This is a genomic window from Mesorhizobium qingshengii, from assembly GCF_900103325.1.
GTDB lineage: Bacteria > Pseudomonadota > Alphaproteobacteria > Rhizobiales > Rhizobiaceae > Mesorhizobium > Mesorhizobium qingshengii.
In genome coordinates, this window is record NZ_FMXM01000009.1 from 106,907 (window position 1) to 127,384 (window position 20,478).

22 protein-coding genes are annotated in these 20,478 nt (G+C 63.7%); 7 read left to right on the forward strand and 15 right to left on the reverse strand.

Annotated features, from left to right (window positions below; translation table 11 throughout):
* Positions 1-6 precede the first annotated feature (6 nt).
* From BLS48_RS16160 to BLS48_RS16175, 4 genes are all read left to right on the forward strand, one after another.
* Positions 7-1,308 carry a cytochrome b gene (locus tag BLS48_RS16160; protein ID WP_091579103.1) on the forward strand — a complete coding sequence of 434 codons (1,302 nt, stop codon included), beginning with the start codon at positions 7-9 and terminating at the stop codon, positions 1,306-1,308.
* Positions 1,309-1,335: 27 nt separating this feature from the next.
* Complete coding sequence (locus BLS48_RS16165; protein ID WP_091579105.1) at positions 1,336-2,193, forward strand: cytochrome c1; 858 nt, start codon at positions 1,336-1,338, stop codon at positions 2,191-2,193.
* A 196-nt stretch (positions 2,194-2,389) separates the two neighbouring features.
* On the forward strand, positions 2,390-3,535 hold the full coding sequence (locus BLS48_RS16170; protein ID WP_167365106.1) for an alpha-hydroxy acid oxidase: 1,146 nt from the start codon (positions 2,390-2,392) through the stop codon (positions 3,533-3,535).
* Between the two features lie 189 nt (positions 3,536-3,724).
* Positions 3,725-4,270: an adenine phosphoribosyltransferase gene (locus BLS48_RS16175; RefSeq protein WP_091579108.1), complete on the forward strand. Its 546-nt coding sequence runs from the start codon at positions 3,725-3,727 to the stop codon at positions 4,268-4,270.
* Positions 4,271-4,430: 160 nt separating this feature from the next.
* On the opposite strand, the gene BLS48_RS16180 is transcribed toward BLS48_RS16175, so the two are convergent.
* The 9 genes from BLS48_RS16180 to BLS48_RS16220 all read right to left on the reverse strand — a co-directional run bounded on the left by BLS48_RS16180 (position 4,431) and on the right by BLS48_RS16220 (position 11,326).
* Positions 4,431-4,901: a MaoC family dehydratase gene (locus tag BLS48_RS16180; RefSeq protein ID WP_091579110.1), complete on the reverse strand. Its 471-nt coding sequence runs from the start codon at positions 4,899-4,901 to the stop codon at positions 4,431-4,433.
* Positions 4,898-5,359, reverse strand: a complete 462-nt coding sequence (locus BLS48_RS16185) for a MaoC family dehydratase (protein ID WP_091579111.1) — start codon at positions 5,357-5,359, stop codon at positions 4,898-4,900. Before BLS48_RS16185 ends, BLS48_RS16180 begins: the two co-directional genes overlap by 4 nt.
* A 126-nt stretch (positions 5,360-5,485) precedes the next feature.
* Entirely contained in the window at positions 5,486-6,460 is a 975-nt protein-coding gene (corA, locus tag BLS48_RS16190; RefSeq protein ID WP_091579113.1) for a magnesium/cobalt transporter CorA, read from the reverse strand.
* Positions 6,461-6,710: 250 nt separating this feature from the next.
* Positions 6,711-7,814 (reverse strand): redox-regulated ATPase YchF, encoded by a 1,104-nt coding sequence (gene ychF / locus BLS48_RS16195; protein ID WP_091579114.1) that lies wholly within the window; start codon positions 7,812-7,814, stop codon positions 6,711-6,713.
* Between the two features lie 145 nt (positions 7,815-7,959).
* The gene (pth, locus tag BLS48_RS16200) at positions 7,960-8,682 is read right to left on the reverse strand and encodes an aminoacyl-tRNA hydrolase (protein WP_091579116.1); all 723 of its coding nucleotides are present in this window, start codon (positions 8,680-8,682) and stop codon (positions 7,960-7,962) included.
* 23 nt (positions 8,683-8,705) lie between these two features.
* Positions 8,706-9,344 (reverse strand): 50S ribosomal protein L25/general stress protein Ctc, encoded by a 639-nt coding sequence (locus tag BLS48_RS16205; protein WP_091579117.1) that lies wholly within the window; start codon positions 9,342-9,344, stop codon positions 8,706-8,708.
* A 220-nt stretch (positions 9,345-9,564) separates the two neighbouring features.
* Entirely contained in the window at positions 9,565-10,356 is a 792-nt protein-coding gene (locus BLS48_RS16210) for an alpha/beta fold hydrolase (RefSeq protein ID WP_091579458.1), read from the reverse strand.
* 116 nt (positions 10,357-10,472) lie between these two features.
* Positions 10,473-10,817: a hypothetical protein gene (locus BLS48_RS16215; protein WP_425284695.1), complete on the reverse strand. Its 345-nt coding sequence runs from the start codon at positions 10,815-10,817 to the stop codon at positions 10,473-10,475.
* A gap of 80 nt (positions 10,818-10,897) precedes the next feature.
* Positions 10,898-11,326 carry a MarR family winged helix-turn-helix transcriptional regulator gene (locus BLS48_RS16220; protein ID WP_091579119.1) on the reverse strand — a complete coding sequence of 143 codons (429 nt, stop codon included), beginning with the start codon at positions 11,324-11,326 and terminating at the stop codon, positions 10,898-10,900.
* A gap of 152 nt (positions 11,327-11,478) precedes the next feature.
* Between BLS48_RS16220 and BLS48_RS16225 the strand changes: the two genes are divergently transcribed.
* Positions 11,479-12,336: an alpha/beta fold hydrolase gene (locus BLS48_RS16225; RefSeq protein WP_091579121.1), complete on the forward strand. Its 858-nt coding sequence runs from the start codon at positions 11,479-11,481 to the stop codon at positions 12,334-12,336.
* A gap of 86 nt (positions 12,337-12,422) precedes the next feature.
* On the opposite strand, the gene BLS48_RS16230 is transcribed toward BLS48_RS16225, so the two are convergent.
* Positions 12,423-13,652 carry an MFS transporter gene (locus BLS48_RS16230; protein ID WP_167365107.1) on the reverse strand — a complete coding sequence of 410 codons (1,230 nt, stop codon included), beginning with the start codon at positions 13,650-13,652 and terminating at the stop codon, positions 12,423-12,425.
* Positions 13,653-13,788: 136 nt separating this feature from the next.
* Here BLS48_RS16230 and BLS48_RS16235 point away from each other — a divergent pair, with 136 nt between their 5' ends.
* On the forward strand, positions 13,789-14,667 hold the full coding sequence (locus BLS48_RS16235; RefSeq protein ID WP_091579122.1) for an AraC family transcriptional regulator: 879 nt from the start codon (positions 13,789-13,791) through the stop codon (positions 14,665-14,667).
* 26 nt (positions 14,668-14,693) lie between these two features.
* Here BLS48_RS16235 and BLS48_RS16240 read toward each other — a convergent pair whose 3' ends face one another.
* Positions 14,694-15,662 (reverse strand): AraC family transcriptional regulator, encoded by a 969-nt coding sequence (locus BLS48_RS16240; RefSeq protein ID WP_091579464.1) that lies wholly within the window; start codon positions 15,660-15,662, stop codon positions 14,694-14,696.
* Positions 15,663-15,787: 125 nt separating this feature from the next.
* On the opposite strand from BLS48_RS16240, the gene BLS48_RS16245 reads away from it, so the two are divergent.
* A complete protein-coding gene (locus BLS48_RS16245; RefSeq protein WP_091579124.1) occupies positions 15,788-16,681 on the forward strand; it encodes an SDR family oxidoreductase in 894 nt (297 codons plus the stop codon).
* 12 nt (positions 16,682-16,693) lie between these two features.
* On the opposite strand, the gene BLS48_RS16250 is transcribed toward BLS48_RS16245, so the two are convergent.
* From BLS48_RS16250 to pgeF, 4 genes are all read right to left on the reverse strand, one after another.
* Positions 16,694-17,629, reverse strand: a complete 936-nt coding sequence (locus BLS48_RS16250) for a ribose-phosphate pyrophosphokinase (protein ID WP_019860650.1) — start codon at positions 17,627-17,629, stop codon at positions 16,694-16,696.
* A gap of 206 nt (positions 17,630-17,835) precedes the next feature.
* Complete coding sequence (locus BLS48_RS16255) at positions 17,836-18,417, reverse strand: hypothetical protein (protein WP_091579126.1); 582 nt, start codon at positions 18,415-18,417, stop codon at positions 17,836-17,838.
* Positions 18,418-18,460: 43 nt separating this feature from the next.
* Complete coding sequence (locus BLS48_RS16260) at positions 18,461-19,612, reverse strand: M24 family metallopeptidase (RefSeq protein WP_091579128.1); 1,152 nt, start codon at positions 19,610-19,612, stop codon at positions 18,461-18,463.
* The gene (gene pgeF, locus BLS48_RS16265; RefSeq protein WP_091579129.1) at positions 19,612-20,406 is read right to left on the reverse strand and encodes a peptidoglycan editing factor PgeF; all 795 of its coding nucleotides are present in this window, start codon (positions 20,404-20,406) and stop codon (positions 19,612-19,614) included. Before pgeF ends, BLS48_RS16260 begins: the two co-directional genes overlap by 1 nt.
* Between the last annotated feature and the right edge of the window lie 72 nt (positions 20,407-20,478).

Genomic DNA, 20,478 nt, shown 5'->3' on the forward strand with positions numbered 1-20,478 from the left:
ATTTCGATGAGCGAGGGACACTCGACCTATACGCCCAAGACCGGTCTCGGACGCTGGTTCGACGCCCGCATGCCGCTGCCGCGGCTGGTCTATGACAGCTTCGTCGCCTATCCGGTGCCGCGCAACCTCAACTATGCGTGGACCTTCGGCGGTATCCTCTCGATCATGCTGGTGGCGCAGATCCTGACCGGCATCGTGCTGGCCATGCACTACACGGCCGACACCAATCTCGCCTTCGGCTCGGTCGAGAAGATCATGCGCGACGTGAATTCGGGCTGGCTGCTGCGCTACCTGCATTCGAACGGCGCCTCGTTCTTCTTCGTCGCTGTCTACATCCACATCTTCCGTGGCCTCTACTACGGCTCCTACAAGGCGCCGCGCGAGCTGCTCTGGATCCTCGGCTGCATCATCTATCTGCTGATGATGGCGACCGGCTTCATGGGCTACGTGCTGCCATGGGGCCAGATGAGCTTCTGGGGCGCCACCGTCATCACCGGCTTCTTCAGCGCCATTCCGCTGGTTGGCGACTGGATCCAGCAGCTGCTGCTCGGCGGCTTCGCCGTCGACAATCCTACGCTCAACCGTTTCTTCTCGCTGCACTATCTGCTGCCGTTCATGATCGCCGGCGTCGTCGTGCTGCACGTCTGGGCGCTGCATGTCGTGGGCCAGTCGAACCCGACCGGCATCGAGGTCAAGTCGAAGACCGACACCGTCGCCTTCACTCCCTACGCGACCATCAAGGACGCGTTCGGCATGATCGTGTTCCTGTTCGTCTTCGCCTATTTCGTCTTCTACCTGCCGAACTATCTCGGCCACCCGGACAACTACACGGTCGCCAACCCGCTGAAGACCCCGGCCCACATCGTGCCGGAATGGTACTTCCTGCCGTTCTACGCGATCCTGCGCGCCATCACCTTCAACGTCGGGCCGATCAATTCCAAGCTCGGCGGCGTGCTGTGCATGTTCGGCGCCATCGCCATGCTGTTCCTGGTGCCGTGGCTCGACACCTCGAAGGTGCGCTCGGCGGTCTACCGTCCCTGGTACAAGCTGTTCTTCTGGCTGTTCGTGGTCGATGCCATCCTGCTTGGCTGGCTCGGATCGCAGCCGGCGGAGGGCAGCTATGTGTTCATGGCGCAGATGGCAACGCTGTTCTACTTCGCCTTCTTCCTGATCGTGCTGCCGGTGCTCGGCCTGATCGAGACGCCGCGAAGGCTGCCGAACTCGATCACAGAGGCGGTGCTCGAGAAGAACAAGGGCGGCAGCGGACATCCGGCGGGCGCCACGGCCGCGCCAGAGACCAAGGGCTGAGCGGTAGAGAATCTAAGGGGATTTGGCATGAAAAAGATTCTCACCTCGCTGGCGCTGATCGGCCTTGTGGCCGCTGGCACCGGAGCGATCGCGGCCGAAGAGGCACACAACGCGGCCGCGCCGACGCATTTCCCGATCAACGAGCCGAAGGAGATGAGCTGGAGCTTCACCGGCCCGTTCGGCACCTATGACAAGGCGCAGCTGCAGCGCGGCCTGAAGGTTTACAAGGAAGTCTGCTCGGCCTGCCATTCGATGAATCTGGTGGCGTTCCGCACGCTTTCGGACCTTGGCTATTCCGACGCCCAGATCAAGACGCTGTCGGCCGAATACACGATCCATGACGGTCCCAACGATGCCGGCGACATGTTCGACCGTCCCGGCAAGCCGTCGGACCATTTCCCGGCGCCATTCGCCAACGAGGAAGCCGCCGCTGCCTCCAATGGTGGTGCTGCTCCGCCCGACATGTCGCTGCTGGCCAAGGCGCGCGGGGTCGAGCGCGGCTTTCCGCAATTCGTCTTCGACATCTTCACCCAGTATGCCCAAGGTGGCCCGGACTACATCCATTCGCTGCTGACCGGCTACGACCAGACACCGCCAGCCGGAATGGTCATCCCGGAAGGCACGCACTACAACCCGTACTTCATGTCCGGCGTGTCTCTGAAGATGCCCAAGCCGCTCTCCGACGGCCAGGTGACCTATGACGACGGTTCGCCGCAGACGATCGATCAGTATTCCCGCGACGTGTCGGCTTTCCTGATGTGGGCGGCCGAGCCGCACATGGAAGACCGCAAGAAGACCGGCTTCCGCGTGCTGGTGTTCCTGCTGCTGTTCGGCGCGCTGGTCTATCTCACCAAGCGCAAGGTATGGGAAGGCGTGGCGCACTAAACCGCGCCGAAGGAAATACGATTATACAAGGGCGCCGGAAGGCGCCCTTTTTGCTTGCTGGAGCGGCATTGCCGGCGACCTGGCGGTTATTGCCGTCTTGGTCGAACAAGTCCGTTGGCATGGCGCCATGTGATTGATATGCCACGCAGGACCAGAGGCGAAGGATCGCCAACGACAGGGCGTTTGGAATTCGATGATGCGGCTCAGCGACTGTCACAATTTTTCAGACTTCCGCCGCATGGCGCAACGGCGGCTGCCGGGCCCGATCTTCAATTACATCGACGGCGCGGCCGACGACGAGGTCACCTATCGCCGCAACACCGAGAGCTTCGAGACCTGCGACCTGGTTCCCAACGTGCTGCGTGGGGTGAGCGAGATCGACATGTCGGTGACGGTCATGGGCCAGAAGCTGGCGATGCCGGTCTACTGCTCGCCGACCGCCTTGCAGCGGCTGTTCCATCATCAGGGCGAGCGCGCGGTCGCCAGGGCCGCCGCCAAATACGGGACGATGTTCGGCGTCTCCTCGCTTGGCACCGTCAGCCTCGAGGAGGCGCGCAAGATCAGCAGCGGCCCGCAGGTCTATCAGTTCTATTTTCACAAGGACCGCGGCCTCAACAGGGCAATGATGCAGCGGGCAAAGGAGGTCGGCGTCGAAGTGATGATGCTGACCGTCGACAGCATCACCGGAGGAAACCGCGAACGGGACAAACGCACCGGCTTTGCCATTCCCTTCAAGCTCAACCTCGCAGGAATGCTGCAGTTCGCGCTCAAGCCGGCCTGGGCGATCAACTATTTCACCCATGAGGGGTTCAAGCTGCCGCAACTGGACGAGCATGTCGACATGGGCGGCGGCACGATGTCGATCAGCCGCTATTTCACCGAAATGCTCGATCCGTCGATGACATGGGACGATGTCGCCGAGATGGTCAGGCTGTGGTCGGGGCCGTTCTGCCTCAAGGGCGTCATGTCGGTGGAGGACGCCAGGCGCGCTGTCGAGATCGGCTGCAGCGGCATCGTGCTGTCGAACCATGGCGGCCGGCAGCTGGATGGCTCGCGGGCGGCTTTCGACCAGCTGGCCGAGATCGTCGATGCGGTCGGCGACCGGATCGACGTCATCATGGATGGCGGCGTGCAGCGCGGCACGCATGTGCTGAAGGCGCTGTCGCTCGGCGCCAAGGCCGTCGGTGTCGGGCGCTACTATCTGTTTCCGCTCGCGGCGGCTGGCCAGCCGGGCGTCGAACGGGCGCTCGAACAGATGCGGGTCGAGATCGAACGCGGCATGAAGCTGATGGGCTGCAGTTCGATCGAGCAATTATCACGCGAGAACCTGCGTTTCCGGTAGCCGGCCGGGAAGGGGCCCCGCCATGGCGGATACGGAAGATCGCCGCGCCGACGAGGCCAATCCTTTGCCGGATGCGCTTGTCTCGACGGCCGCATCGCGCTAGCCGTTGTCGGCCGCGCAGGGTTACGATCGACCCTCGCGGCACCTCGTCCCTGTCAGCCGAACCTGGATCACCCGGAGCCGCCTCTCATGAAACCTTCGCTCGAAGACACGCTGCTTGCCGCGATCCGCACCATTCCCGACTATCCCAGGCCCGGCATCCTGTTTCGCGACATCACCACGCTGCTCGGCAATGCGCGCGCCTTCCGCCGCGCCATCGACGAGCTGGTGCATCCCTATGCCGGCCAGAAAGTCGACAAGATCGCCGGTATCGAAGCGCGCGGTTTCATTCTTGGCGGCGCCGTCGCCCATCAGCTCTCGGCCGGTTTCGTGCCGATCCGCAAGAAGGGCAAATTGCCTTTCGAAACGGTGCGCGTCGCCTACAGTCTGGAGTACGGGCTGGACGAGATGGAGATGCACAAGGACGGCGTTTCGCCGGGCGAGAAGGTGATCCTGGTCGACGATCTGATCGCCACCGGCGGCACGGCGGAGGCCGCGGTCAAGCTGCTGCGCCAGATCGGCGCCGACATCCTTGCCGCCTGTTTTGTCATCGACCTGCCGGATCTCGGCGGCCGCGCCAAGCTGGAAGCGCTCGGCGTGCCGGTGAGGACGCTGATCGGGTTCGAGGGGGTTTGAGACCGGTTTGCCGAAGGCAAATTGAAAGGTCCAGTGGACCTGTCAAAGGTCTCGAACGCCCGGAGCGATAGCGAAGGGCAGGGAAGCAACACGATTCACCAGCGGGGGTGCCGCCCTCATCCGCCCTTCGGGCACCCTGTAAACGGGGCGAAGGAAGAGACTACTCCGTCTTCACCAGCACGGCGCTCTCAAATTCGAGCACCTTGTCGCCGGTCGAATCGAAAGCTTCCGAACGCAGCGCCAGCAGCCGCCAGCCGGGACGTGAGGCGATCGGGCGGTGGGAAAGCGCTGTCCGGGTAAACGTGACGGTTTCACCGGCATAGACGGGCTTCGGCCATTTGAGGTTCTTGAAACCGGGAGAGGGGCCGAATTCGGGCATCGGGCCAGGACCCTTCCACTCAGCGCCCTCGGCGTCCATGCGTTTTTCGAGATTGTACCTCATCCAGGTTGCTGCGGTGTGCCAGCCGGAGGCGCACAGGCTGCCAAGGACACTGTTCCTTGCGGCCTCCTCATCGACGTGGAAGACCTGCGGGTCGTATTTCCTGGCGAATGCCTTGATCGCCTCGGGCTCGAATTTGTGCGAGCCGAGCGTGACCGTGGTGCCGATGCAGAAGAACTCGTCGAGGGTCACGCGATGGCCTCACGGGTCAGGAACATGCAGGTGTTCTCGAATTCGAAGACGCTTTCGCCGCGCTGGTTGAACAGTTCGCTGCGCATGGTGACCAGTCCGATCTGCGGCTTGGACCTGGACACGCGCCTGGCAAGCACTGTGGTGTTGCCGGAGAGTGTGTCGCCGGCCAGCACCGGCTTCTTCCACTTGACGTAGTCGACGCCGGGCGCGCCTTGCGAGGTCGAGTCCAGCAGGAACGCATCGCACAGCATGCGCATGAACATGGCGCAGGTATGCCAGCCGGAGGCCGCCAGTCCGCCGAGGATGCTGGCCTTGCCGGCTTCCTCGTCGAGATGCATTGGCTGGGCGTCGAACTCCTGCGCGAATTCGATGATTTCGGCGGCGCTCACCAGCTTGGTGCCGAGGTCGAGTGACGTGCCCTCGACGAAATCCTCGTAGGCCCAGGTTTTTGCAGTCATGGTCTGAAATCCGGCTCAGGAACCCGCGATCCCCAGGATCGGGGTTTCCGGATGCAGGCCGGAGGGCATTTGGTCAAGCGATTTCTACTGCGCCAGCCTGTCGGCACCCAACCGCCAACAGCGCGGTCAGAGCCAGCCGCGGCGGCGGAAATACCAGAAAGGCAGGATCGCCGACAGCACCATCATGGCAATGGCGAAGGGGTAGCCCAGCTCCCATTTCAGCTCGGGGATGACATCGAAATTCATGCCATAGATCGAGGCGACCAGCGTCGGCGGCAGGAAGATGACGGCGGCGACCGAGAAGATCTTGATGATGGCATTCTGCTCGATCGAGATCATGCCAAGCGTGGCGTCGAGCAGGAAGGAAATCTTCTGCGACAGGAAGGTGGCATGGTCGGCGAGCGACAGCACATCGCGCGACAGCGTCTTGATGCGCGCCTTGGTGTCCTTGCTCATCTTGGTCCGGGTCGAGGCATGGGCGAAGAAACCGGCGAGGCGCTGCAGCGAAATCAGGCTGTCGCGGATCGAGGAGGCGATATCCTCCTTGCGGCCGATGGCCTTCAAGAGTTCCTGGAAATCGCGGTTGCGCTTGGACACCTTGGTCGAGGTTGCCTGGAAGATGTCACGCGAGATCGCCTCGATGTCGCGGCCGGCGCGCTCCAGGATATCGGCGAGGCGGTCGACGATCGCCTCCAGCAGGCCGATCAGGATGGTGTCGCCGCTGGTGCAGCCGGTCGCCACTTTCTCGGCGCGCTGCGGAAAGGTCTTGAACGCCTTCGGTTCGTGGTAGCGCACGGTGATCAGCCTCGTGCCGGCGAGCACGAAGGTGACCGGCGACATCAGCGGATCGTCGACCTCGGTCTGGGCAGGCAGGGTGGCGGTCATGAAGTAGGCGCCATCCTCGACATAGAGGCGGCTCGAAATCTCGATCTCCTCCATCTCCTCACGTGTTGGAATGGCCACGCCGAGCCAGCTCTCGATCGTCGCTTCCTCTTCCTTGGTCGGGTTGAGGAGATCCGCCCAGACGACGGTTTCGCCGTTTGCCAGGAGATCCTCGACGACGCGCAGACGATCATTGTCGACGACGAAGGCCTTGATCATCGCCGGGTCTCCCTTGCCGGATTAAAGGGTGCGTTCAGCTTGACGCGTCGTGTCGGATTGCACGGTTCTTCGTCACGAGCGCCGACCGTGCGCCTGCCGCTTAGACCTGTGAGGTGACAAAATCAAGACGAGCAGGCGCCCCGCGGATGGCCGCTCGAAAAACGGGTCGATAGCCGGAAACCAGCTGGCGTCGCCGATACGGCCGGTCGACTTGCAGAGAGCGGCCGAACGTGATCGGCCGCCCCGGGTGTCAGGTGTTGAACTTGAACAGCATGATGTCGCCGTCCTGGACGACATATTCCTTGCCTTCGTCGCGTGCCTTGCCGGCTTCCTTGGCCGCCACTTCGCCGCCCAGCGTGATGAAGTCGTTGTAGGCGATGGTCTGGGCGCGGATGAAGCCGCGCTCGAAATCGGTGTGGATGACGCCGGCCGCCTGCGGTGCCTTGTCTCCCTTGTGCACGGTCCAGGCGCGCGTCTCCTTCGGCCCGACGGTAAAATAGGTGATGAGGTGCAACAGCTCGTAGCCGGCGCGGATCACCTTGTTCAGGCCGGGCTCGTCGAGGCCGAGCGAGGACAGGAATTCCATCTCTTCCTCGTCGGAGAGCTGGGCGACTTCGGCCTCGATCGCGGCCGAGATGACGACGGTGCGGGCGCCTTGTGCCGCGGCCATCTTTTCCACCGCCCTGGTGTGCTCGTTGCCGGTGGCGGCATCGGCCTCCGAGACGTTGCAGACGTAGAGCACGGGATGCGAGGTCAAAAGGTTCAGGCCCTGCAGGATGCGCAGGTCTTCCGCCGAGATGCCGTTGAGCAGGACGCGGGTCGGCTTGCCGGCCTGCAGCAGTTCGAGCGCTGCCTCCATCATCGGCAGCACGGTCATCGCCTCCTTGTCCTTGCTGCCGGCGCGCTTGCGGAATTGCACGATGCGGCGCTCGAGACTGTCCAGGTCGGCGAGCATCAGCTCGGTCTCGACCGTCTCGGCGTCGGCGACAGGGTCGATGCGGCCCTCGACATGGGTGATGTCGTCATCCTCGAAGCAGCGCAGCACATGCACGATGGCGTCCACCTCTCGGATGTTGGCGAGAAACTGGTTGCCCAGCCCTTCGCCCTTCGAGGCACCGCGCACCAAGCCGGCGATGTCGACGAAGGAGATGCGTGTCGGAATGATCTCCTTCGACTTGCCGATCGCGGCGATCTTCTGCAGGCGCGGGTCGGGCACCGCCACCTCGCCGGTGTTCGGTTCGATGGTGCAGAACGGATAGTTGGCGGCCTGCGCCGCCGCCGTCCTGGTCAACGCATTGAAAAGCGTCGACTTGCCGACGTTGGGCAAGCCAACGATGCCGCATTTGAAACCCATTTTGTCCGGTCCTATCGGGAAATCGAAATTTGATCAGGGCTATGGGCGATCGGGGTGACGAACGTCAAGCCCTAGCTGCGTTCAGCGGGTTCGCCATGCCGGCTCGCCACACGACGTATCGGCCCGGTCACGCACTTGGCTTTGCTCAATCCTTGCCGAACAGCTTCTTCAGCATGGCGGCCATTGGGCCGGATTCCGGCAGTTTGGCGGGCGCCTGCTGCGGGCGCGCCTGGCGGATGTGACTCTGCTGTTTTGGGCTCTGCTGCTTCTGCGCCGGCTTTTCCGGCTCGAGTGCTCCCTTGCCCTGGACGGCGAGACTGGCCTTGTTCATGAAGCCGGATTCGTCGCCCTTGACGATCATGGCGGCGTTGTCGGCGATCGCCGCGAGCAGGGGCTCGAGCCATTCGCGGTCTGCCTTGGCGAAATCGCCGAGCACATGATGCTGGACCATCTCCTTGACGCCGGGATGGCCGACGCCGATGCGCACGCGGCGATAGGCGTTGCCGACATGGCCGTCGATCGAACGGATGCCGTTATGGCCGCCGGCGCCGCCACCGGTCTTGATGCGCAGCTTGCCTTCGGCAAGGTCGATCTCGTCGTAAAAGACGGTGAGCGCTGAAGGGCCGAGCTTGTAGAAGCGCAGCGCTTCGCCGACCGACTGGCCGGACAGGTTCATGAAGGTCTGCGGCTTGATCAGGACGATCTTTTCGCCGCCAAGCGTGCCTTCGGAAATCAGACCCTGGAATTTCTTCGACCAGGGCGAAAAGGAATGGCGGCGGGCGATAGCGTCCGCCGCCATGAAACCGACATTGTGTCGATTGTCAGCGTATTTCGCGCCCGGATTGCCGAGGCCTGCAAAGACAAGCATCGTCTGCTCCGGGCGGGAAAGAGTTACTTCTCTTCGGCGGCAGGCGCCGCTTCAGGTACAGCCTCGACCGTCTCTTCCGTCTCCGGCTTCATCGCCGACGAACCGGCAACGGTCGCGATGGTGAAGTCGCGGTCGGAGATCACCGGCTTGACGCCGGCCGGCAGCTTGACGGCCGAGATATGGATCGAGTCGCCGATGTCGGCGCCGGTGAGATCGACGGTGATGAATTCCGGGATCGCATTGGCCGGGCAGTGGAACTCGACTTCGTGACGCACGATGTTGAGCACGCCGCCGCGCTTGATGCCGGGCGACTTGTCCTCATTGATGAAGTGGACAGGCACGTCGACATTGACTTCGGTGTCCTTGCCGATGCGCAGGAAGTCGACATGGACAGGGAAATCCTTGACCGGGTCGAGCTGGAAGTCCTTCGGCAGGACCTGGATCTTCTTGCCGTCGACATCGATCGTGGCAACCGTGGTCAGGAACCCGCCGCCATGGATCTTGTAGTAGATGTCCTTGTAGGTGAGGGCGATCGCCAGGGGAGGCTGCTTGTCACCATAAATTACTGCAGGCACTTTACCGTTGCGGCGAACTGCACGGGCGGACCCCTTACCGACCTGTTCACGCGCTTCGGCCTTGAGCTCGTAAGTATCGTGGCTCATGGCATTTCCTTTCGGTTTGTTCTGGAGCGTTCGCGGAGGGCAACGTGCCTGGACCGTAAACGTCGAAAGCCGCCGGGTGAGGCGGCCTTCCGCCGCGTTGCCTCCAAGGGTGTCTACGCGGGTGGCGGCTCTATAGCGGAAGGCGGCTGGCGGTGCAAGCCGGAGGCTGAAGGTCCCGGGGCGGTTGAATTCCGTACCGCCCCAGACCCGGCCAACCTCGCTAGCTGAGCTGCCCTGCGGCTTGCGAGATAAGTTGGGTGATCTCGCGCGGGTGAGAGATCAGCGACAAATGGCTTGCCCTCACCTCGATGGTCCTGGCGTTCATGCGCTTTGCCATGAAGCGCTCGAGATCCGGGTTGATCGTGCGATCCTCGGTCGAGACGGCATACCAGCTTGGCTTTGAGCGCCAGGCGGCCTGCGTTGTCTTTCCGGAGAAAAGCTTGTCAGAGATCGGCCCCTGGACGGCATAGAGGATGCGCGCCTTCTCGCGAGGGATACCGCCGGCGAAATCCCGCAGGAAAGCCTCCTCGCTGAGCTTGCCGTAGCCTGCGGACCAGACGAGGCCGGCGGAGGCGGGCGGCGGTGCAAAAGTCTTGGCGAGCGCCGTGTAGTCTTCGCCCGCATCCGGCGCACGCGCCGCGACATAGACAAGCGAGGAAACTTTTGGATCCATCCCTGCCTCGCTGACGATCATGCCGGCAAAGGAGTGTCCGACAAGAATCGTCGGTCCATCCTGGAGCGCGATCGCTCGACGCGTCGCCTCGACGCCCGCCTCCAGCGTGGTCAGCGGGTGCTGGACGACGGTTGCGTTGAGGCCGGCCTGCTGCAGGATGCCAACCACCTCCGACCAGCACGAGCCATCCGCATATGCGCCATGGACCAGGACGACATTGCGAACCTCAGGGCGAACCTTGGGGCTCGTCTGCGCTCGCGTTTTGGCGGAGCCGGCCAGTATGCTCGTCGCTACCCCGGCGACAAGCGCGGTGGAGAAAGTACGCCTATTCAACATGATCGTGGATTCCTTGAGAGGTTGGCAGACCGCGCCCAGACCTAGGCCAGACGCGCCGCAAATGCTTCGCCCGGCGCCTACATCCAGTCTTCGCGGCCATCGAGCTATCGTTACAGCCGTCACCGCTTCGTGATCATGTGCCCCGGGATCTCGCGGAGCAACACGGGCATGGGCGCCGTCGTTCGAGCGTTCGCGCATGGTCGCGGGGGGGCGCGGTCAGCGCAAGCTCGGCTCGGTGATGGCGACCACGTGCTGCGCCTCGGGATAGGCGCCTGTCTTCGCGTCCGACATGAACTCGCGATAGGCGGCGATGCGCTCGCGCAGCAGCCGCTCATATTCAGCGACGAAGTTGCGGTAGGTCTTGGCATGGCGCGGCTGTGGCCGGCGGTGTGGCCGAACACGTCCTCGCTGAACAAATACTGCGCGTCGGCATGCGGCCCGGCGCCCATGCCGAGCATGATCATCGGCGTGCTCTTGGCGATCAGTTCGGCGACCCGGTCGGGCACCACTTCGAGCTCGGCGCCGAAGCGGCACGCCGGGCTGGTTATTGGTTGCCGCTCAGCGCATTGCGCAGCGCCTGGATCTGGCGGTTCAGGGCATCGAGTTGTGCCAGCGTCATGCCGGAGCGTTCGATCAAGGTCTCGTTCAGGCAGTTGCACTGGACAAGCAGCGCGCGCCCGGCGGCGGTCAGATCGACCTGAACCTGGCGCTCGTCGATCTGGCTGCGCTGCCGGGTCACCAGCCCAGCCTGCTCCATTCGCTTCACCAGCGGCGTGACGGTGCTCGATTCCAGGGCAAGCCTGTGCGCGATGGTGCCAACCGACATGCCATCGGCTTCTCCCAGCGCATTGAGCACCAGATACTGCGGATAGGTGATCCCCATCTCGTCCAGCATCGGCTTGTAGGTGCGATTGATCGCCATGCTCGTGGCGTAGAGCGTGAAACAGAGCTGATTGTCCAACGGGAGAGGCACGACGCATTCCTTTTTGCCGATATCGGCAAAAACTCCATACCACGAAAAATGATATCGCGATACATATTTCCATGGACAAGGGCTTCAAGTCGCGTTAGCTATATTGTTATCGCGATATTGTTTGTCGCGACAATCAATTAAAGGAGATTGAGATGACCTCGCAATCCAAGCCCGGCTCCGGCAGCGGCACGATCACCACCAAGGACGGGACTGAAATCTTCTACAAGGACTGGGGAACCGGTCAGCCGATCGTCTTCCATCACGGCTGGCCATTGAGCAGCGACGACTGGGACGCGCAGATGCTGTTCTTCCTGGCACAAGGCTACCGCGTCATTGCCCATGACCGGCGCGGCCATGGCCGCTCCACGCAGACGGAAATCGGCAACGAGATGGACACTTACGCCGCCGATGTTGCGGCACTCGCGGCGCATCTCGATCTCAAGAACGCAATCCATGTGGGCCATTCGACCGGTGGCGGCGAAGTGGCGCGCTATGTCGCCCAGTACGGCTCGGGGGGCCGCGTCGCCAAGGCGGTGCTGATCGGCGCGGTGCCGCCAATCATGCTCAAGACCCCGGCCAATCCCGGCGGCCTGCCGATCGAGGTCTTCGACGGCTTCCGCTCCGGCGTCGCAGCCAACCGCGCCCAGCTTTACCGGGATGTCCCGGCCGGTCCGTTCTATGGCTTCAATCGTCCTGGCGCGGCGGTGTCGGAAGGCGTCATCGACAATTGGTGGCGTCAGGGCATGATGGGCGGCACCAAGGCGCACTATGATTGCATCAAGGCCTTCTCGGAAACCGACTTCACCGAGGACCTGAAGACAATCGACGTGCCGGTGCTGGTGATGCACGGTGACGACGACCAGATCGTCCCGATAGCCGACTCGGCGCTGCTGACGATCAAGCTGCTCAAGAAGGGCGAGCTCAAGATCTACAAGGGCTTCCCGCATGGCATGGCCACGACCCATGCCGACATCATCAACGCCGACCTTTTGGCCTTCTTCAAGGCCTAGGCTTTCGAACAGAGCAGGGAAAGGCATCCGCCGTCAGGCGGGCGCTTTTCCCGTCTGAGTTCGGCCTATCGGATCGCGGCGTCCGTCTATGCCGTCCTGGCTTCCCTCATGTTCGGCAGGAACACCGTCAGCAGTCCGAGGAACGGGAGATACGAGCAGATCTGGAAGACGAAATCGATGCCCTTCATGTCGGCGACGACACCGAGCACGGCGGCGGCGATGCCGCCGACGCCGAAGGCGAAGCCGAAGAAGATACCGGCGATCATGCCGACGCGGCCCGGCACCAGTTCCTGCGCGAAGACGACGATGTTGGAAAAGGCCGACGACAGGATCAGCCCGATCAGCACCGTCAGCACCATCGTCCATTCGAAGTTGGCGTAGGGCAGGGCCAGTGTGAAGGGCAGCACGCCGACGATCGAGAACCAGATCATGGCCTTCTGTCCGTAGCGGTCGCCGAACGGACCGCCGAGCAGGATGCCCAGCGCCGAGGCGCCGAGGAACAGGAACAGCATGACCTGAGACATCTGCACCGACACGCCGAACTTATGGATGGAATAGAAGGTGTAGTAGCTGGCCAGGCTGGCGATATAGGCGTTCTTGGTCAGCACCAGCAGCGTCAGCACCGCCAATGCCCACATCACCTTGCGGCGCGGGAAGGGCGAAACGAAGCTTGCCGCCTTGCGGGTGCCTTGCGTGGCGCGCAGACGGCTGTACCAGCCGCCGACCCGCCACAACACGAATATGCCGATCAGCGAGCCGACGGCGAACCAGGCGATGCTGGTCTGGCCGAATGGCACCACGATGAAGGCGGCCAGCAACGGGCCCATGGACTGGCCGAAATTGCCGCCGACCTGGAACAGCGACTGCGCCAGGCCGAAGCGGCCGCCGGAGGCGAAGCGGGCGATACGCGAGGATTCCGGGTGGAAGATCGCCGAGCCGATGCCGATCAGCGAGGCGCCGACCAGGAGCAGCGCATAATGCCCGGCATAGGCCAGCACGATCAGGCCGATCAGCGAGGAGGCCATGCCGTAGGGCAGCGAATAAGGCATCGGCCGCTTGTCGGTGACCATACCGATCACCGGCTGCAGCAGTGACGCAGTCACCTGGAAGGTGAAGGTCAGGAGGCCGATCTGCCAGAAATCGAGACCGTAATTCTCTTTCAGCAAGGGATAGATGGCCGATAGCAGCGACTGCATGATGTCGTTGATGCAGTGGCAGAAGCTCACCGCCAGGATGACGGTGAAGGCCGTCGCCTGGGCTGAAGCGTGGCTGGCGGTCGCGGGCGACGCGACGGCAGTGGCTGTTGTATCGGTCAAGACAGGCTCCGTGGTCTTTTTGGCGGGCACGCCGGCAGGCAGTTTTGCGGGCGCTCCCGCAGCCGCCTTATAGGCTGGTTGCCAGGCGACTTCTTTCGTGGTTTGGTCCAATAGTTTCGCAAGTGGGCCATAGCCGATGCCACACGGCAGGGAAATCTTTCACGCCGGCAATGCCGATCTCGAGCAATTGCACGAGCGTCGTTGGCAGTGGCTGGAGCAAGTGGCCGGGCCGGCGGTGGCTTTGCCGACCGAATATCCCGACGGCTACCACGTGCCGCGACACCGCCACAGCCGCAGCCAGCTGCTGCATGCGCTGGTCGGCGTCGTGCTGGTGACGACGCGGCACGGACGCTGGATGGTGCCGCCCGATCACGCGATGTGGATTCCGGCTGGCACCGAGCATTCCGTCGAGATGCTGGGCGATGTCTCGATGCGTTCGGTCTATGTGATGCCGCAGGCTATTCCCGGGCTGCCGGAGGGGTTGCGCGTGGTCGGTGTCACCGACCTGATGCACAGCCTGATCGTGGAATCGGAAAAGTTGCCGCAAGGCGGCGAACTGGAAGGGCGCGGCGGGCTGATCATGAAGCTCTTGCTGCATGAAATTCCGACCCTGCCGGAGCGGCCGCTCGGCCTGCCGTTCCCGTCCGACCCCAGGCTGGCGGCGCTCTGCCGGCGATTCGTGGCGGCACCTTCGCCGCATGCGACGATCGACGAATGGGCGGATGCCGCCGGCATGAGCCGCCGTTCCTTCACCCGCGCCTTTCATCGCCAGACCGGATTGTCGTTGTCGACATGGCGCCAGCAGGCCTGCCTGTTCGCGGCGCTGCCGAGGCTCGCCGATGGCGAGCCGATCACCAGGGTGGCGCTCGATCTCGGCTATGACAGCGTGCCGGCCTTCATCACCATGTTCAAGCGCATGCTGGGCGCGTCGCCACGCGGCTATATGCGCGGCGCGCGCGACAGCGGTGAAGGTGCGCGTCGCCAACCCGGTCCGGTTCGACTGGAGAGCCCCTGATTTCAGGCTGATGCCCGGCTTCGTCTTCACCCCGCGACCGGCTCCGGCAGGCGGATGATCTCCTCGCCATGGGGAGCGGAAACCGGTGCGCGGCCACGGCCATGTTGCCGTGGCGAACAGCCCATCACCCGCTTGAAGGCGGTGCTGAAGGCACTTTCGGATTCGTAGCCGAGCGACAGCGCGATTGCCGAAACAGGGTCGCTGGAACTCGCCAGCCGGTCGCCCGCCAGCAGCATGCGCCAGCGCGTCAGGTAATCCATCGGCGAGGCGCCGACACTCGCCTTGAATTTCAGGGCAAAGGTCGACCGCGACATGCCGGCGCGTTCCGCCAGCGTCTGCAATGTCCAGCCATGCGACGGATTGTCGTGCATGGCGCCGATCGCCGCGCCGATCTGCTTGTCGGCCAGGGCAAATAGCCAGCCGACGCCACCTCGCAACCCGTCGGCCATGTGCAGGCGCAAGGCCTCGATCAGGATCATGTGGGCGAGGTGCTCGACGATGAGGAAGCCACCGGGACGGCGCTCACGCAATTCCTGCATCATCCGCTCCACTGGCCAGCGCAGTGCCGAATGGTCGGCATCGCTGCAGATGTGGACGATGGGCGGCAGCATCCGCAACAGGATGCCGGCATGGTCGCCGGAAAGGGCGAAGCGGCTGCTGACGAGAAGGAAATCGCCGCCGCCATTGTGCGAGGTGACGCCGCCGGTGCGGGCCGGGGAAAAGATCGTGCGGGCGTCGACCGCCGGCACGGCCATGTCGCTGGCAAGGCGGAAGGGCCGGCCGCGCGGCAGCAGGAAGCAGTCGCCCGTCTCCAGGCGCACCGCGTCGGCGACGCCTTCCACGGACAGCCAGCACTGGCCGGACACCACGGCACCGCATTTGATGGCTGCCTGCTGGTCGGGGAACTGGATCGACCAGTCGCTACCGGCCTCCAGCCCGGCGGACAGGTAGTTGCGCGGCTTCAGCAGCGACAGCACGTCTGAGAGCGGATCCATGAGCATTCCGGACGATTGCGAAGATAATACGGACTTTACAGCATAGATCGTATTATCTCAATTCCGTATCTCCCTTGGCAACGGGGTGCCTGTGCGGCCCCGAACGAGCCAAAGGAGATATCACCATGCGTGTATTTGTGACCGGTGCCACCGGTTTTGTCGGTTCCGCTGTCGTGCGGGAGCTTGTTGGAGCGGGTCATCAGGTGCTCGGCCTCGCCCGCTCGGATGCCGGCGCCAGGTCGGTTATCGCCGCGGGCGCTGAGGCGCATCGTGGCGATATCGAGGATCTGGAAAGCCTGCGCAGCGGGGCCGCCCAGTCGGATGGCGTCATCCATACCGCCTTCAACCATGACTTCTCGAAATTCGCGGCGAATTGCGAGGCGGACCGGCGCGCCATCGAGACGCTTGGCGCGGAACTCGAAGGTTCCGAAAGGCCATTGCTCGTCACGTCCGGGCTCGCGGTGCTGACACAAGGCAGCATGTCCACCGAGGACGACGCGCCTATTCCTCCGTCTGCTTCCTATCCCCGTGCTTCGGAAGTGACGGCCGTGGCGCTGGCGGTGCGCGGGGTGCGCGCCTCGGCGGTGCGTCTTTCCCCCTCCGTCCACGGCGATGGCGATCACGGCTTCGTGCCGATGCTGATCGGCATCGCCCGTCAGAAGGGCGTTTCGGCCTATATCGGTGATGGGACCAACCGCTGGCCGGCCGTGCACCGGCTCGATGCCGCCACGCTCTTCAGGCTGGCGCTGGAGAGAGGGGCCGGCGGAGCCCGCTATCATGGCGTCGCCGATCAGGGCGTGCCGACGCGGGAGATCGCCGAGCTCATCGGCCAGCGCCTGAACATGCCGGTCATGTCCAAAACCCGGGAGGAAGCGGCCGACCATTTCGGTTTCCTCGCGCACTTCTTCGGCATGGACTGGCCAGCTTCCAGTCAGCAGACGCGGGATGTGCTTGGGTGGCAGCCTAAGCAGCCGGGGCTGATTGCCGATCTCGATCGCCCCAGCTATTTCGAAAGCTGAGGGCGTTCTGACCTAGTCGAACAGGCTGGACACCGATTCCTCGGTCGCCGTGCGCGAGATGGCTTCGCCCATCAGGTCGGCGATCGAGATGACGCGGATGTTCGGTGCGTCGAGCACGCCCTGCGTCGGCTGGATGGAATCGGTAATCACCAGTTCCTGCAGCTTCGAGCCGCTGATGCGGGCGACGGCGCCGCCCGACAGCACGCCGTGGGTAATGTAGGCGGTGACGCTGGTGGCGCCATTGGCCAGCAGCGCATCGGCGGCGTTGCAGAGCGTGCCGCCAGAATCGACGATGTCGTCGATCAGCAGGCAGTCCTTGCCGGCGACCGCGCCGATGATGTTCATGACTTCCGATTCACCGGGACGTTCACGGCGTTTGTCGACGATGGCGAGTTGCGCGTCGAAGCGCTTGGCCAGCGCACGCGCCCGCACCACGCCGCCGATGTCGGGCGATACCACCACGACATTGCCCAGTTGCTTGTATTTCGCCTTCACGTCGCGGGCCATCACCGGCACGGAGAACAGGTTGTCGGTCGGGATGTCGAAAAAGCCCTGGATCTGGCCGGCATGCAGGTCGAGCGTCAAAACGCGATCGACACCGGCGCGGGTGATCATGTTGGCGACCAGCTTGGCCGAGATCGGGGTGCGGCCGGAAGCACGGCGATCCTGCCTTGCATAGCCGAAATAGGGAATCACCGCCGTGATGCGTTTCGCCGACGAGCGCATGAAGGCATCGATCATGATGAGCAGTTCCATCAGATGATCGTTGGTCGGGAATGAGGTCGACTGCAGGATGAAGACATCCTCGCCGCGCACATTTTCCTGGATTTCGACGAAGATCTCCTGATCGGCGAAGCGCCTGACGCTGGCCTTGCCCAGCGGGATGTTGAGATAGCGGGCGACCGCTTCGGCCAACACCCTGTTGGAATTGCCTGCGAAGAGTTTCATGCACCGTTCCTGGTGAGGGATTTCATCGGGCTTTTAGCGGCCCGCGCCGGTATTGCAAGCGCCGTGATCGGGAATCCGCCGGCTAATCTCAAGAAAGCTTCGCACCATCGCCAGCCGGCAACAGGAAGCAGCGGACTCCCGCTGCTCCCTCTTCTCGTTTGAGCATTGGATTTTCCCAAAACCGTTTTCACTTTTGGGTCCGATGCCTAGCCTGCCTTGCCGCCGAGCCAATCCGCGAACTGGTCGATGGTCTGGTCGGCGATCGCCTGCATGGTGGCCGGAGCGACCGCCTTCCAGCTGTCGCCGCCGTTGGCCGAAGGCGCTTTCAGCTGGCCGTTGATGCGGTGCAGGCGGTTGCCGGCGGGGTCGTAGACGTCCCAGACATAGATGACGGTGGTGTCCTTGCCTTCCGAAATCGCCGAGAAATAGCCTTTGAGCACGTGGGTCGCGGTCTGGTCTGCGCTGCCGGCGAGCGTGATGCCGCGCTGCCTGGCGCGCGTTTGCAACTCCGCCGTCAGCGGCGTCGCGGCTTCAACCGAGGCGCCGACGATCGGTGCGATCTGCAGGCGGGTCTTGGAAAGGATGGCGGCGCTCTGGGCAGGCGTGAGCGGTGTGGTGGCTGGCGCGGGAGCCGCGGCTGCCGTGTTGCCTTGCGTGGCGGGCAGCGCCTGCGTCGAGGTCGCCGGCGGGGTGATCGCCGAAGGCTCGAGGACGTCCTTGGCGTTGGTGCAGGCGGCCAGCGCGAGCGCCACGAGCAATGACACGGTCGTCACATGCGATCGTCTCATTTGCCTGATAACTCCTTGGCGAAGAACGCCTCCCATTATGGATTCACTGTACGATCAAGTCGAGATCATGGCGGGACAGCGGCTTGGGCTGGGATTCGGTGGTCAGGTAGGTGCGGCCAAGCGTCATCGCCGTCTCGGTGTCGGAATCCATGATGATCATGTGGGCGAACAGCGTCATGTTCGGCGCGATGGGCTCGGGATTGCCCTGGTAGAACATCGGCATGTCCATCCAGGATGGCGTGAAACGGGCGCCGACCGAGTAGCCGCAGGCGTTCAGCCGGTGCTTGGTCAGGCCGTGCGCTTCCATGGTGCGGGCATGGGCATCGAACACGTCGCCGAAGCTGTTGCCCGGCGTCATCGCCTTCTCGACGGCCAGGAGGGCGGCGCGGGCGGCGTCGAACAGCTCCTGATGGCGCTTCGAGACCTTGCCGGTCAGCACCGTGCGCATCATCGGCGCATGGTAGTGGTTGAAGACGCCGGCCCATTCGAGCGTCAGCTGGTCGTTCTTGGTGAGCTTGCGGCGGCCGGCCTTGTAGCGGCAGAGCAGCGCGTCGACGCCGGAGCCGATGATGAACTCGTTGGCCGGATAGTCGCCGCCGCCGGCAAAGATCGCGCCCTGCATGGCGGCGAGGATCAGGGCTTCGTCGCCGCCCTGCTTGATCAGCGGCAAGGCCGCGTCGAGGGCGTCGTCGGATAGATTGGCGGCCTTCTCGGCCTTGGCGACCTCGGCCGGGCTCTTGAACAGGCGCAGCCGGCCGACGATGCCGGACGCGTCGGCGATCTGGCCAAAAGTCTGCAACTGCTCGTCCAGCCGGCGGCCATTGTAGGCGGTCAACCCATGGGTGTCGTATTCGACGCCGATGCGGGCGCCGAGCAGGTCGAGCTCGTTGAGCAGATTGCGCAGGTCGACCGCCGGATTGGCGCCATTGCGGTCGGTCCACAAGACGATGTTGTCGATGATCGAGGTGTGGCGCGCCTGGCGCAGGTCGGCCGAACGGGTCAAAAGCACCATCGAACCGTCGGCCTTCACCACCAGGCACTGGAAGAAGCAGAAGCCGAACGTGTCGTAGCCGGTCAGCCAATACATGCTCTCCTGCGCGAACAGCAGGATGGCGTCGAGCTTCTTTTCGGCCATCTCGATCATCAGCCGGTCACGCCGCGCGTCGAATTCCGATCGTTCAAAATGCAGCGCCATTATTCCCTCTCCAAAACGATTGCCGAAACCTGCCGGCCGTAATCGGGCTCCCCGCGGTGCGTCGTGCGCCGGTAGGAGTAAAACAAATCCGCCTCGGTATAGGTGCAGCGCCCGAGACCCTCGGCCGTCACGCCGGCCTTCGCGAGCCGGTCGACCGTGTAGCGGTTGAGGTCGAACATCGCATGGCCGGCGTTGGCGGAGGGCGCGAAATAGCCGATGTTTTCGGCGTCCGCCTCGACGAAGCGGGCGACGAATTCCGGTCCGACCTCGTAGTTCTCGGGGCCGATCGAGGGGCCGAGCACGGCAACGATGCGTTCGCGCCGGGCGCCGAGGCTTTCCATGGTGAGAACCGTGTTTTCCAGCACGCCTGACAAGGCGCCTTTCCAGCCGGCATGCGCCGCGCCGATGACGCGCGCCTGCGCATCCGCGAACAGCACCGGGCCGCAGTCGGCGGTAGAGGCGCCGATGGCGATGCCCGGCTGGTCGGTGACGATGGCGTCGGCCTTGGGCCGTTCGCCGGCAAACGGCTCCCTGGCAATGACGACATCGGGCGAGTGGATCTGGTGGGCGGTCAACAGATGGCTCGCCGGCACGCCCATCCAGGCGGCGACGCGGCCGCGGTTCTCGGCGACAAGCGCCTGGTCGTCATTCGATCCGGTGCCGATGTTGAGGCCCCGGTAGATGCCGCTGGAGACGCCGCCCGCGCGGGTGAAATAGCCGTGGCGGATGCCTTGCGCCTGCGCCTTGTCCAGCAGGGGCGACCGAACGGGATCCGGTTTGGTCTGATTCAGCATGCGGGCGTTGTTGTCCGTGTGGGCGGTTTCGTCAAGAAAAAGTCGGGACAAAGCGCGGCCGGGGGTTCGACC